General features: G+C 49.0%; 7 protein-coding genes. 5 read left to right on the plus strand and 2 right to left on the minus strand.

Annotated features, from left to right (window positions below; genetic code table 11):
- The first annotated feature begins 26 nt into the window (after positions 1 to 26).
- The 5 genes from ACDE64_RS05275 to ACDE64_RS05295 all read left to right on the plus strand — a co-directional run bounded on the left by ACDE64_RS05275 (position 27) and on the right by ACDE64_RS05295 (position 10296).
- Positions 27 to 2180, plus strand: a complete 2154-nt coding sequence (locus ACDE64_RS05275) for a sensor histidine kinase (protein ID WP_411349230.1) — start codon at positions 27 to 29, stop codon at positions 2178 to 2180.
- Positions 2155 to 3738 carry a response regulator gene (locus tag ACDE64_RS05280; RefSeq protein WP_411349231.1) on the plus strand — a complete coding sequence of 528 codons (1584 nt, stop codon included), beginning with the start codon at positions 2155 to 2157 and terminating at the stop codon, positions 3736 to 3738. The genes ACDE64_RS05275 and ACDE64_RS05280 overlap by 26 nt, the downstream gene beginning before the upstream one ends.
- A gap of 139 nt (positions 3739 to 3877) precedes the next feature.
- A complete protein-coding gene (locus ACDE64_RS05285; protein ID WP_411349232.1) occupies positions 3878 to 6727 on the plus strand; it encodes a CHASE3 domain-containing protein in 2850 nt (949 codons plus the stop codon).
- A gap of 292 nt (positions 6728 to 7019) precedes the next feature.
- The gene (locus ACDE64_RS05290; RefSeq protein WP_411349233.1) at positions 7020 to 8297 is read left to right on the plus strand and encodes a hypothetical protein; all 1278 of its coding nucleotides are present in this window, start codon (positions 7020 to 7022) and stop codon (positions 8295 to 8297) included.
- Positions 8298 to 8646: 349 nt separating this feature from the next.
- Positions 8647 to 10296: a hypothetical protein gene (locus ACDE64_RS05295; protein ID WP_411349234.1), complete on the plus strand. Its 1650-nt coding sequence runs from the start codon at positions 8647 to 8649 to the stop codon at positions 10294 to 10296.
- A 190-nt stretch (positions 10297 to 10486) separates the two neighbouring features.
- Here the strand turns inward: ACDE64_RS05295 and ACDE64_RS05300 are convergent, their stop codons facing one another.
- Both ACDE64_RS05300 and ACDE64_RS05305 read right to left on the minus strand, forming a co-directional pair.
- Positions 10487 to 12391: an ABC transporter ATP-binding protein gene (locus tag ACDE64_RS05300; RefSeq protein WP_411349235.1), complete on the minus strand. Its 1905-nt coding sequence runs from the start codon at positions 12389 to 12391 to the stop codon at positions 10487 to 10489.
- On the minus strand, positions 12381 to 14126 hold the full coding sequence (locus ACDE64_RS05305; protein ID WP_411349236.1) for an ABC transporter ATP-binding protein: 1746 nt from the start codon (positions 14124 to 14126) through the stop codon (positions 12381 to 12383). The genes ACDE64_RS05300 and ACDE64_RS05305 overlap by 11 nt, the downstream gene beginning before the upstream one ends.
- Between the last annotated feature and the right edge of the window lie 734 nt (positions 14127 to 14860).

Below are 14860 nucleotides of genomic sequence, written 5' to 3' on the forward strand. Positions count from 1 at the left end.
GCGCTTATATTTAAAAGGGGGAAGCGATGCATTTGAAAGCATTGCGGGAGAGAGTACAGATGTTGTTCGCACGCCTGAATGGTGTATCGCTGCAAAGTCGACTCATTGTTGCGTACATCGTCGTGATTTTGCTGCCGACTGCTGCCATTTCCTATTATTCGTATCAGCAGATTAATACGACGTATATTCAGGATACCCGGCTCAAAAGTATGGATACTCTACAAAATGAAAAGCAGACCATTCTTACACAGATCGAAACGATGGAACGTGCCGCACAGCTGGCGTTGTCGGACAAAGCGGTTGTTCCCTATTTGACCGAGGATCAGGATACACCGACGGCAGAACTGCTGGAATTCAATACGAATTCATATGCGCGGCTTGCCCAGATTCAAATTAACAATCCGTCGATTCTGCATTTGCGATTGTATAGCGACAGTCCGAATACGTATGAAATTTGGCCGATTATTCTACATGAACAGCGCACAGCGGATGCGCCGTGGTATAGCATGGTGAGAGGTTTAGGAGATCGGGAAGCATGGTATATGCAGCGTAGTGATCTGTCACTGGATGAGGTGGATACGCGCCGTGCGCTGGAACCTGATCCGCCCAAGCTGTCACTGCTACGCGAATTGGAATTGCCGCGTGGTCATCATGCGGGCATCATTCAGGTCGATATGCGTCTGTCCGATCTGGCACCGCTCACCTTTGGCAAAAGTCAGGAGGATAGCACGCGGATGCTGTTACTCGATGCTGGTGGTGGACATGTGTCGGCGGATGAGCAAGATACACTGTATACGCGGCTGGCACATCGTTTGCTGAACGATCCGGCAGGTGATGCTGTTGAGACAACAGGCTGGTCATTGTCAGACAAGAAAGACAGTGATGATTTGTCGTCGGAGCAGGCAGCGTATAACGATGATAAGGAACGTTCCTTATTATCAGGGCAATCATCATCGTCTGATGCAGATGACAATGCCCAGTCCTTGCTTCCAACATCAGCGCAATACAGAGAGGATGGGCAATCGTATCTGCTGACCAGCATCCCGGTGGAACGACTCGGTGCACGACTCGTACAGGTCACTTCGCTGGAAACGATGCTTCAGGATACCGGGCGCGCACGGAATCTGATCATTATGGCGACGGTTGCTTTTATCTTGCTCGTCTCGCTGATTACGTATGTGGCAAATGCATTAATTCTCAAAAATCTGCGCAAGCTGACCCAGGCGATGCAGCAGATGCGCCGGGGAGAGTTTCCCCCTGTCGTTCAAGTGGATGGCGGTGGGGAGATTGGCGAGCTAGCGTACCATTTTAACCGGATGAGCGGCACGATCAACGAATTGATTGCGCAGGCAGTACGCAAGCAGGCGCTGATGAAGGAAGCGGAACTGCGAACGCTATACAGCCAGATTGATGCGCATTTTCTATACAACACGCTGGAAAATATCAAAATGCTCGCCGAAATTCAAGATCAGCGCCAGATCTCCGACGCGCTCACTTCGCTTGGCGGGATGATGCGTTATAACTTCAAGTGGGCGGGCGAATACGTCACGCTGGAACAGGAGCTGCGCCATATTCGCAATTATATCGACGTAATGAATATCCGCTTCGACGAGCCGGTTCGACTGGATGTGCAGGTAGCGCCTTTGTACAACGAACTGGAACTGCTCAAAATGTCGCTGCAACCCATTGTAGAAAATGCTTTCAAACACGGCTGGAACGAGGAGATGAGCAGCGAGCGCCTGCTGACCATTTCTGTAGAAGACGAGGATCATATAGAAGATACAGATATCACGCTACTCGGAACCAATACAAGGGTACAGGACATGGACGATAGCATAGAGGAAGCGAAGCCTTCTCATGTCCTTATCCGTATATGTGATAACGGTCAGGGGATGAGCGCAACTGCATTGCAACAACTCAATGCCAGATTACTGCAACATGACGGGCATACTGAATCGCTTGATCCAGCCTCACAGACCGATTCCTCCTCATCTGTATCTATACATCAGGGTGTTGGACTGCTGAATGTGCAGCAGCGCATTTCACTATTTTTCGGCGAACCGTACGGTTTGCAGGTGCGCAGTGTGGAGGGCGCTGGTACTGAAGTCAGATTGCGTATACCCAAAATTATACTGGCAGGAGGAGACATTCGGCATGAGACAACTACTGATCGTGGATGATGAGAAGAATATTCGGCATGGCTTGCAGGTGATGATCGAGCGGCAATTTCCGGGGCGTTATGTGATTCGTTGCGTGCGTCATGGACGTGAAGGACTCGAAGCGATCATGCAGCTGGCTGTCGATCTGGTCATTACCGATATTCGTATGCCGGTGCTCGATGGTATCGGTATGCTGGATGAATTGCGTGGCATGGCAGAGTTGTCGGTACAGCCGGAAGTGATCGTGCTGAGTGGACATGATGATTTTGAATATGCGAAGGCGGCGATTCGTTATCAGGTGCGCGAATATCTGTTGAAGCCGATTCGACGTGAGGATCTGTTTCAAGCGTTGGAGAGGCTGGAAGTGGAATTGCAGCAGCGTGATGAACGGGCGCGTAAGCTAGAGGATGCACAGCAATATCGGACGCGCTGGCAGGAGGAACAACTATCTCGCTTGCTGGACAGCAACGGGCAGGATACCGATAACATGCGTATGGACGGCGAGTTGCCGGATTTGCCACACCCTTATGTGATCTGCATTTGGCAATGTGTTACTGCGGATGGGCATCCCGTTCCAGTACAGGAATTGGATATGCTGTTGCGTCAGCTGGATGCGGGAGAAGGCTACGGTACATCTGCCATTGCGGATACGCAATTACTGGATCGCGAGGGTAGGCGTGTCTGGATTATGCATGATCAGCAATTGCCGCGGTTGCAGGAGCTGGCGCAGGCGGCAGGACGGCGTGATGTATCCGGCTTGTGGGTAGGCATGAGTCTGGCAGGCGAAGGAATTGCGCGCTTGCCGCTTGCGTATACCGAAGCTTGCAGGGCGCTGGGATACGGATTTTTCTGTCCGGGTGTGTATCTGCTGCATTATCAGCCAGAGCAGGAGTATGTAGCGTCCTCATCGGTGTCGGAGGAAGAGATTCGCCAGCTTGGAAATCTGCTTGGCACTGGCGATGTGGAGGAAATGAACCGTCGACTGCACCGACTGTTTCGCTTGTCGGAGCTGCATCATATGAATATCGACGTTGTACGGCGTACTGTATTGCTGGTGAACGAGCATATTCTGGATGAAGTCTTTCGGCATTTTGGCGAAGCATCGCTGGAAGTGCTGCGATTGTATCGCCGAGTGTGCAGTCTGGAGCATTATCGTTATTTTCACGATTATTACCGTGATCTGGAACGCTTATTGCTCTGTCTGGACGAGTATATCGGTCAGCTGCGATTCGTGCATAGCGAGCATCACCGACTGCGCGAAGCGGTCGAATACATGCAGCAACATTATGATCGTCCGCTCAATATGGCGATGGTTAGCAATCATGTGTCGCTCAACTATTCGTACTTTAGCGAAGCGTTCAAAGCGTACACTGGTGAGAACTTTGTTTTGTATTTGAAAAAGTTGCGTATTGCGCGTGCCAAACCGCTGCTGCATGAGCCGGAATTGCGGCTGAGTGAAGTCAGCCGACAGGTCGGATTCGAGAGCAGTCGACACTTTTCCAAAGTATTTCGCGAGCTGGAAGGCATCACCCCACAGCAATACCGATCCAAGCTGGAATTACGCTCGAAAATTTATTAATATTTTCAGCGAATTTTACATTCTGATCGTTTGCAAACACAATAATTTGAAGTAAAATAGTTGGGTAGCCAAAATAATTGATTTTCGGTCTATATTATCGAACATATTGGCCATTTAACTATATACTGGAGGGCTTTAAGTGCCAAATGGTGCAAAATGGAGTATACGCACTAAAATTGTGGCGGGTTATATCGTGATTATTATCTGTCTGGGCGTCGTGCTGACAATGATGTCAAGCCGTGTGAACCAGCTGGAAGAAGAAAGCCGATATATCAATGATCATGACCTTGAAGTCCATAACCTGACCAATGCACTGGAAAAGCATGTGCTGGATATGGAAACCGGGCAGCGAGGCTTCGCCCTGACCGGAGAAGAAAGTTATCTGGTGCCTTATAACGATGCGGCGACCCAGTGGGAATCGGATTATAACGAGTTATTGTCCCTTATTGCAGGCAATGCGTTACAGCAGAGCAATCTGGATACGATCAAGACAGGCATTCAAAGCTGGATCAATGATGCGGGCACGCCCGTTATTCAGATGAAGCGCGATGGCGACGAAGCGGGTGTTACACGCTTTTTTGCTAGCGATCCGGGCAAGCAGCAGATTGACCAGTTACGCACAGAATTGGACGCATTCCGTACGAGTGAAAAGGCATTGACCACAGCACGTATTGAAGCAACATCGGCAAGCAATGAACGATTGCTGGCGATGATGATCGCTGTGTGGGTGCTGCTCGGTCTGGTTTCGATTTTGACAGCGGTATTCATTTCTCGGCAGATCGTGCGGACGATCAATGATGTGCGCGATACAGTAAGAGGGATTGCGACTGGTGGTAATCTCAAGACACGAATCGAGATTCAGAGCCGTGACGAGGTCGGTGAACTGGCGGAAGCTGCCAACGAACTGCTGGATCATGTGCAGTACGAGAACTGGGTCAAGGATCAGATCGCTCAGGCAGCTACTCGTTTTCAGGAAGCATCTGATGCGAATGCGTTAGCATCAATTTTGCTAACCAAAGGCAACAAATGGTTTCACGCGCCGTATGGGATCGCTTATTTGCAACATAGCGATGGCACATGGCACCGGGCAGCGACATTTGCCGCTGATAACGAAGAGGCAGAGCTAGGAACAGAGATGATTCAGCAAGGACGCGGTTTAACCGGTCAATGTATTGCTGAGCGTCGCATGCTGGAACTGCATCCACTTCCGGCAGAGTATATACGCAATGTCAGCTCCGGTCTCGGACAAGCAGAGCTGCAAGCGATGGTAGCGGCGCCGATTATTTTTGAAGGTAAAGTTATTACCGTTGTCGAATTCGCACTGCTTCAGCCGTTGACCGAGCAGCAAAAGCAGCTGTTCCAGCAATTGCTGGACATCTTTGCAGTTACGATGAATTTGGTGATGACTCGTATGGAAGTAGAGCAGTTGTATCGTGATTCGCAGGCGATGAACCACGAGCTGCAAGTACAATCGGAGGAATTACAAGTTCAATCCGAAGAACTGCAAGCACAGACAGAAGAATTGCAGATGCAGACGGAAGAACTGCAAATGCTTAACGAACGCTTGGAACAAGGCAAGATGGCAGCGGAGAGTACAGCGATTGAGCTGGACAAATACGCCCAGCAATTGCAGGTTAGCTCCCGCTACAAATCCGAGTTTCTGGCGAATATGTCGCATGAACTTCGTACTCCATTGAACAGCATGCTCATTCTGTCGCAGATTCTGGCGGAGAATGGTTCTGGCAATCTGGCGGCAAAAGAGCAGGAATATGCTTCGATCATTCACTCGTCCGGTAAGGATCTGCTGAATCTGATCAACGATATTCTCGATCTGTCCAAAGTGGAAGCTGGTAAAATGCAGCTGGAGATTAACCCGATCAGCGTACAAGCGATGGTAGAGCAGATGGAGCGTAGTTTCCGCGAAACCGCAGCGCTGCGCGATCTGTTCTTCAAAGTCGATATCGACGCTAATGTGCCGGATCTGATCTATTCCGATGAACTGCGTATTCAACAGGTACTGCGTAATCTGCTGTCCAATGCGTTCAAGTTCACGCAGACAGGCGGCGTTACTTTACAAGTAGAGAAGATCAATCGCATCCAGAACACTGATTATGAGAATGCTCAGCCGATGCTCGCATTCAGTGTTAGTGATACGGGGATTGGTATCTCTGCCGATAATCGCGATGTGATCTTTGAAGCGTTCCGTCAAGCAGATGGCGCAACCGCTCGTAAATACGGCGGCACAGGACTCGGATTGTCAATTTCCTCGCAGCTGGCAAGTCTGCTCGGCGGTACGATCCATCTGGAGAGTAAGCTGAACGAAGGCAGTATCTTTACCTTCTATATTCCGTGCATGATGACTGATCCGAATGAGGAACATGCGATGTTCGAAATGGCTGAATCGTTACCTGTGAATCGCACGTTGTTTATGGAAGAAGGTACATTGTCTTCCGCCGATCGACTCGATTCGTATCTGACTCCCGATCGTCCACTGTTGAATCAGCATACACAGCCACCTGGTAGTGGACACGCTGGATTGAGTCTGGACGATGCAGTCATTGTACAATCGCAATCTCCCGCCACTGATATTCTAAGCGGCAAGAAAGTTCTGATCGTAGACGACGATATTCGCAACGTCTATGCACTCACCAGTATGCTGGAGCGGTATAGTATGAATATCGTGATTTCGCAAAATGGACGCGATGCGCTGGAGATTCTGCATATGCATCAGGATATCGATCTTATTTTGATGGATATTATGATGCCGGAGCTGGATGGATACGAAACGATGAAAACAGTACGAAATCTGTACGGCTACAGCGAAGTGCCGATCATTGTTCTGACTGCGAAGGCGATGAAAGAAGATCGTGAGAAGAGTGTTCAGGCAGGCGCAACCGACTATATGAGCAAGCCGCTGCAAATGCAAGATGTATTGCAACGGGTTCGTTACTGGCTGCATCAGCAGGCTACACGCTACTCTGCACATTAAGGCAAAATACAATAGCTACACTGCAGCATTCCAAGACCCGGATATCCCGTCAACGACGCGGTATCCGGGCTTTTTGTATGCGTTCAAGTGCGCATTTGAAAATATATAAAGCAACTTAGTTATATAGGTCTTAATACCCTTGATGTGTCTAATTTTAAATAGTACATTTTTACTATAAACGTGGTGAGTTGCGTCATCTTTTTATCTCATTCACTTGCACTTCAATCATGGACTTATACAGCACGATCGGAAGCAGGGCACCCGTTCATTTTGAGAGAGAGGAAGATATCCAATGAATATCAGTTCAAGCCCTGGTTATGCATCCGGTAGCAGCAACTTGCAGCAGAGCTATTCTGCCAAAAGTACCAGTGTCGATTCGACGGCAACCGATGTTCCGAAACAGGAACAGGATAGCAACGATCCACAGGTAGTGGCGGACAAAGCAAAGGAACAAAAGCTGAAGGATCAGAAAATGCAGGATCAAAAACAGCAGGACAAGCTATCCGAGGAACAGAAAACCGAACGCAAAGAAGAGTACAAAAAAGAAGACAAGGCAAAAGAAGTCCGCAAAAAAGATATGGACACCTTGTTCGACAAGCAGCAGCAGGAACAACAGGCAAGCAGCAAAGCCGCTCATGATGTATTGATCGAAACGATCTATAGCAAGCTTGGTACGGACAATCAGATGGCGGTAACCAAAAGCAACTATGAAGATACGATCAAAAATCTAGTTAGCCGTGGATTTCAAGTGAGTGCGGACGAAGAACGTTTGACGATCTCTTCCAAGATTCATCAGATGAAGCTGGAAATTAGCAAAGATTCGTACGAGCAGTACATGCAGTCCCTTTACCTCAAAGCGGCAGCAGCAACTAGTGCTGGTGAAACGAACACTGGAACATCTGATAGTGGAAGTACAACGACTCCAACCAATGGCAGTGTAACGATTGGAACAGGCAGCGGCTCAACCGGGAATGACTCTTCGTCCGATGCGGCAAATACCGACACAGCGACGAATCCGGTAAACAATCAGCCAACGACAACCGAACCGACACCAACACCAGCAGAGCCTACATCGACCACAACGCCGTCATCCTCTAGCGGCGGATCGGACACTTCTACATCTACCCAACCGGAGGCAACGACTCCATCTACAGACAACGCCGGTCAGGGCAATTCACCTTCCAGTGATACGACGAGCAATACACCTGTTGCGAGCGACAGTAGCACGACACCAACCAGCGATTCATCCAGTAGTGGAACAACGACAGGAAGTACAACGCCAACAACTGGATCATCCAGCAGTACAACACCAACCAGCGATTCGTCTAGCAGTGGTACGACGACAGGAAGTACAACGCCGACAACTGGATCGTCCAGCAGTACAACGCCATCCAGTGGCACTAGTAGCGCTAGCACGTCATCCGGTAATAGTACTAGCACTGGCAATACTACATCGTCAGGCAGTACAGGGACAGGAAGCAGCACGTCCTCGGACAGTGGATCAACGGGAAGTACAGGCAATACAAGCGGAACGGGCGTTGGCTTGATTCCAGGCGGGATTTTAAAATAATCTTCACCATCCTATACATTGTGCACACATATGCAATGCAGCCTTTTTCCTAATTATGGAAAAGGGCTTTTTTGTTGCTTCATGTCGGTTCTTCGTCAGCCCCAAAATACATAATTCTCATAATAACCATTACACGCGTTTATTAATTAATTGGATAAAAATACCTTTATTAGGAATAAAGTACCTTGCTGTATAGCTATATAAATAGTAAATTATTACCAATAAATATGGTATTATATTCCTTAATTGTATAAGACATAAATGTTGAACCTATAAATAAAACGAATTCTCTGCCACTGCTGTCGACGTGTACAGAATCAACAATCTACAAAGCGAGGAGCACACTTCCATGAATATGACAACAGCTAGCTACACTTCCTCTTCCAATATGTATAGCCTGTATGGAGGGTTACAAAGCCGTCTGCAAGATAGGTCCGTTGCGACAGATATTGGTTCTGGAACCGATCAGGATACGTCGTCCGACAGCCAAACACCGGCAGAGCAGAAGATCGAAGATAACAAACAGTACAAGCAAGAATTGCAGGATAAGGAACAACGTGATAAAGATCTGGATAAATTGTATGAACAGCAACAGAAGAAAACGGAACATGTTCATCAACAATTAAAACAGACGATGACGGGTCAGGGATATTTTCAAATTGGCGAGCAGCAGGACCTCGCCCTCACCAAAGATAACTTTGATACAACTGTCAAAAATCTAGTACAAAAAGGATTTCAGGTGGATAGTACAGAGCAGCAAGTGACAATCTCGTCCAAACTGCACCAGCTGAAACTGGAAATGAGCAAAGAGTCATATAACAAATATGTGGAAATGACCTATGGCAAACAGATCGCCGAGCAGATGAACGGAACGAAAACGGCCGGAACTGTTAATGCTTCGACATCGATTATCTATACAGGTAATGCTGGTAGTCTGTCTGGCAATGTGGCAGTCCAAGCAGGCGGCACCTCCGCTAGCGCATCTGCTGGAACATCTGGTACGTCGGCATCAGCAGGAACAACAGTCAACCAAGGCAACGCATCACAGTCCCATTCCGTAGAAGCTCAGCCAGCGACTCCATCTGAGCAACCTGTATACACTCCGCCAGTTGCACCGGAGCAGTCTGTGAGTGAACAGGAATCGATAGATCATCAACCGACACCAACATCGCAACAATCAGAGGATCTCAATACCGGTTCGCAATCAACAGAAACACATGCTGGCGATGGTAGTGTAAACGCTGACACAACTTCCGGCAATACAGGAACAGGAGGAGCAGCCAAAGCACCAGCACCGTCAGACCCGACACCAACGTCGACAACTGACAACACACCAGCACCAACATCCGGTACTACCCCGTCGAATACTGGAAATAATCCAGCACCAGCTAATCCAATCCCGGTAGCGATCCCGGTGACTTTGCCTAATGTAGTGACAGACACAGTCGCATCGGTCGTAAACAGCCCTGCTGCTTCTCAAACTGCACCCGTAGCAAATGCTACTCCTGCTCCAGCAGTAACAACACCAGCACCAGTAACGCCGACACCAGCCACTATCCCGGCAGCTGTATCTGCACCCGTAACGACACCAGTCACTAGCACTCCGGTAACAGCGACACCGACTACCAGTACTCCAGTGACAGTAGTACCATCAACGACACCAATCATCAATACTGCGGCGACAGCGACACCAGTCACAGCACCAGTTACTAGTACTCCGGTAACAGCCACGCCGACTACCAGTACCCCGGTAACAGCAGCAACGCCAGTAACATCTACACCAGTAGCGACGCCGACACCTGCGAGAACTACGCCAGCCGCGTCTACAGTTAATACGCCGTCGACAACGACAAGTACGCTGCCCCAATCCACAACAACTGCACCAGCAAGCACTACTACAGTCGCAAATACAACAACACAAGCAACAACCAATCCCAATGTATTGGATGCACTCGTTGGTGGTTTGAACAAAACGCTGGTAGGCACACTGCGTAAATAAACGATCTATTTATTGTGAAAAAATTGTATAGAGGAGGGGCGGCAACCAGATGCCCCGGAAGATAATATCTTCTACTCAAAAAGCCTGCTTTTCCGGCTCGCCTGTGCAGTACATTCACTGTACGGACGGGAGCTGCGGAAAGGCAGGCTTTATTATATAGAGTAAACCTGTAAAAGAAAAAGGAGCTTGATCAGGCTTCTGCGGCTGTGCTATCGCTATGACGCGCATGCCGATATAGCTCGGCATAGATGCCACCGTTCGCCAGCAGACGAGCATGTGTACCTTGTTCCGCAATGCGACCATATTCCATCACAAGAATGCGGTCAGCGTGCATAATTGTTGACAGTCGGTGAGCGATAACGATAGTCGTTCGTCCACGCGAAACGGTTTGCAATGCCTGCTGTACGAGCTGCTCTGTATGCGAATCCAGATTGGCTGTCGCTTCATCCAGAATCAGCACCTTCGGACGAAACACAACGATCCGGGCAAAGGAGATGAGCTGACGTTCCCCAGCCGACAACCCGCTTCCCCGCTCGGACAGCAGAGTATCGTACTGCTGCGGCAGACGCTCAATCATCTCATGCGCACCGACAAAGCTACATGCTTCCATCACCTGCTCACGAGTAATATCAGGCTGGAACAAACGTACATTGTCGATAATCGAACCTGAAAATAAGAACGGTTCCTGCTGAATCAATCCAACGATCTGATGCAACTGCTGCTGTGGAATGTGACGCAGATCGATATCGTCAATCGTAACCGAGCCGTCCCACACATCGTAAAATCGATTCAGTAAAGAGATCAGCGTGCTTTTACCAGCACCTGTCGTTCCGACGACACCAATCATCTCACCCGGACGAATATGCAGATCCAGCTCCGGCAGGACGGGCTGATTCGCTTCATAGCCGAAGGTGATACGGTTGAAGTCAACCTTGCCTTTGACTTTACCCGGATCAAGCGGCGTCAGTTGATCTCCTTGTGCGTCGGCAATCTCTGGTTTTATGCGCAAAATACGCCAGATGCGCTCCATCGATACGATGGTGGATTGAAATGTATTCCACTGCATCGTAATCTGTGTAATCGGCTGGAAAAACTGGCGAATATAGCTGATAAATGCGTACAGTACACCGACCTCCATTTGCTTGTTGAACACTGCAACGCCGCCAAGCCATACCATCAGCACCAGCGCAATATTGCCAAGCACATCGAAGGTACGGTTGAACAGCACGTTCGATTTGAGCTGTCGCACATTCGCCTGCCAGTAGTCACTGTTATATTCAGTGAATCGGCGGGTTTGTTCTTTTTCCTGATGAAAAATCTGGATCAATCCCATACCAGACAGATTCTCAGCGGTAAACGCGACCAGTGTAGACAGGCGGCTGCGCGCATATTGATACACTTCGCGCAGCCGCTTGCGAAATAAAATCGCTAACGTCACAATCACGGGCAGCGTCAGCATCGAATACCATGCCAGCGTCGTATCCAAGCGGAACATAAAGTAAATGATAAATACGAGCATCATACCGTCACGAATCAGACTGAGCAGCACCTGAGTGAAAAATTGGCTGATCGTCTCTGTATCGCTGGATACGTTAGTCACCAGCCCGCCGCTGCTTGAGCGATCAAAAAAGCTCATCGACAGCTTGGAAATATGTTCAAACAGGTCTTTGCGAATACTGGCAACGATGTGCTGACCTGCATATTGCAGCAGATTACTCTGTACATACGTAAAGATCAGACTCACAATCGCTAGCCCTAAGAAAACGAGCGCCATTTCGATCAGAAAACGCAGATCATTATTGCCTACCGCAATATGATCATCAATCACGATACTGACCAGATAAGGCTGCAACAGATCAGCAGAGATTGAGAGCATCGTCGCGAAGATAATTCCGACGAAGGTCAGCCGATGCGGACGAGCATACCGTAAAATCGACCGTAGTGCCTCGTAACGTTGCGGTTGTTCTGATGGAGACGGGTGATGTGCCGTAGATGATCGTTTGCCATCCGGAGATAACGGCTTGTTGCCGGATGGCAAGTGCTTCGCTTGATCCGATGTGGATTTGCCTGAATCGGCAGATGATTTATTCGGCATACAGCCCCTCCTCCTGCAATTGATACATCGATGCGTAGATTCCTCGTTGTTGCAGCAATTGCTCATGACTGCCCTGTTCGGCAACTGTTCCTTGATCCAGCACGACGATATGATCTGCCTGCTTGACCGCGCTGATTCGGTGGGAAATGATCAGCGTAGTACGTGCCTTGCGTTCCTGCGCCAGATTGGCAAGGATTCCCGTTTCTGTTACGGCATCCACTGCGCTCATACTGTCGTCGAGAATGAGAATCGGACCAGTTTTGGCAAGCCCGCGTGCCAGACTGGTACGTTGGCGTTGTCCGCCGGATAACGTAATACCACGTTCACCCAGCTTCGTATCGAAGCGGTCGGGAAAACGAACAATCGGTTCATAGATCATCGCCTGACGCGCGTGATTCTCTACCTTTTCCAGCGGAATGCTACGGTCGCTGAAGGCGATATTGTCACGGATCGTTGTACTGAACAGAAAGCCATCCTGCGGCACATAAGCGATGCGCGAGCGCAGGCTCTTGATCGAGATGCGGCGTACATCCGTGCCGCCGAGCAAGACGGTGCATTTGGGTGGATCATAGATGCGCAGGAGCAGCTTCACGAGCGTTGTTTTACCGCTGCCCGTTTTGCCGACGATGCCTACCGTTTGTCCGCTAGCGATTTTGAGATGAATATCTGACAATGCGGGACGGTCGCTACCCGGATAAGAGAAGGTCAATCCTTTCAGCTCCAGATCGGGTGAAGCGGCGAGCGGCTGGGCATGCTCATCATCGCGAATGTCCGGTTGTTCACCGAGCAAACGGTTTACTCGGTCAAGCGAAGCGCTGGAGCGCTGCATCATATTGATCACGTTCCCAATTTGCTGTAGTGGTCCAGACATGATGCGCAGATACAACGTTAACGCGATAAAATTCCCAATCGTGATCTCACCGCGAATCGCCAGATAACCGCCATATAGTAGCGAAATGACTAGTGATAACGCCCCCAGAAAAGGCACCGCTGCCTGAAACAGCGACGACATCCGCACCAGATGCAATTGATTGTCGCGAATATCATCTACTGTATTGCCGAAGCGCTGGTTAGCAGTCGATTCGATAGCAAATGTTTTGGTCACACGAATTCCGCGTAGCTGCTCTTCTGCCGAATCGGTCATGACGGCAAGCGATTCCTGTACACTCATTGACCGTGTACGAATCCGAGGTCCGAAGTATACAACCAGAAATGGAATCCCGATCATCGGCAGCACACTCACTCCGATCAGATAGAGCGGAATATGGCTAAGCAGCATCATGACTACACACGATAAAAAAAGAAATACCGCATTGGTCGTCATCGTGACTCCGTTGGAAATGGATTCGCGCACAGAGTTCACATCATTGGTCATCGAACTAAGCAGCTTGCCTGTGCCCTGACGAGAAAAGTAATGCTCGCTCAGTGTAGCGAATTTGCGAAATAGACTTTGACGCATCGCAAACTCGAATTTGCGTCCAAGCCGCATAACCGAGAATTGCCCGGCGCCGAACAGCAGATTGTACACGATGCCGATTAGCGCCAAAATCAGGCTGTAGCGAATGATCATATTGTACTGAATGCCGCCCGCCAGCAGCGCATCGGTAAACTGTCCTAATACGCGTGGCAATGATGCCTGGGCGATATTGGACAGGATGATCAGCGCGACAGCCATCAGGTAGTAGTACCAGTGCTGACGAACATAATCCGTCAAAATGCTTCGGTCCTTTGTCATGGATGTGTTCCTTCTTTCTATTTTTGCTGAAGACTGGTTGGTGATGGGGGGCGGGAGTGTTGTAACTGCGTCTAATGTGTGAATGCACTGGAGTGCTGGTGGTGAGGTGGGAATGGTTGCTTTGTTGCGCTATTATTCTTTTAACCAAAATGTGGGTGGAGTATGTAAAAAATGTCGTGAATTTTGGTGCTGGAGTGTGAGGGCGTTTTGAGCAGTTGTTACTTGTAGGCGGGTTTTTTGGGGATTGTGTGGTGGGGGCATCATGCACTTCGGAAAGGAATAAGGGAACGTCCTCAGGTGGAGCCGCGGGAATCTTTTGGAATTAGGCGAGAATGAAGATTCCCGCCCCTCCAAAGTCGTCCTTATCCCTTATTTCCTTTCCTACGTTCCGTGCACACGCATCAATTTTAGATGCTTTACAAGCATAAAATCATTAGTATCGATCCTTATGCTGTTTTAAATCAAATTTAAATCTACTTCAAATCGTACTCATCAATGTTATGCGAAAAGGATTCTATATGTGGTGGGCATTGTTTCATTCAATCAACTTATACCATGTAGAGAACGGTCAAAGTAGAATTATGACTCGAATAATTTCATGCGCAGAATTTACATTGCCAAGCATGTTTTATTCTGCGCACAATACAGAACTCAGAACTCAGAACTCAGAACTCAGAACTCAGAACTCCCAACTCCCAACTCCCAACTCCCAACTCCCAACCCCCAACCTCCAA

It is taken from the genome of Paenibacillus sp. WLX2291, assembly GCF_046603665.1.
Classification (GTDB): Bacteria; Bacillota; Bacilli; order Paenibacillales; family Paenibacillaceae; genus Saccharibacillus.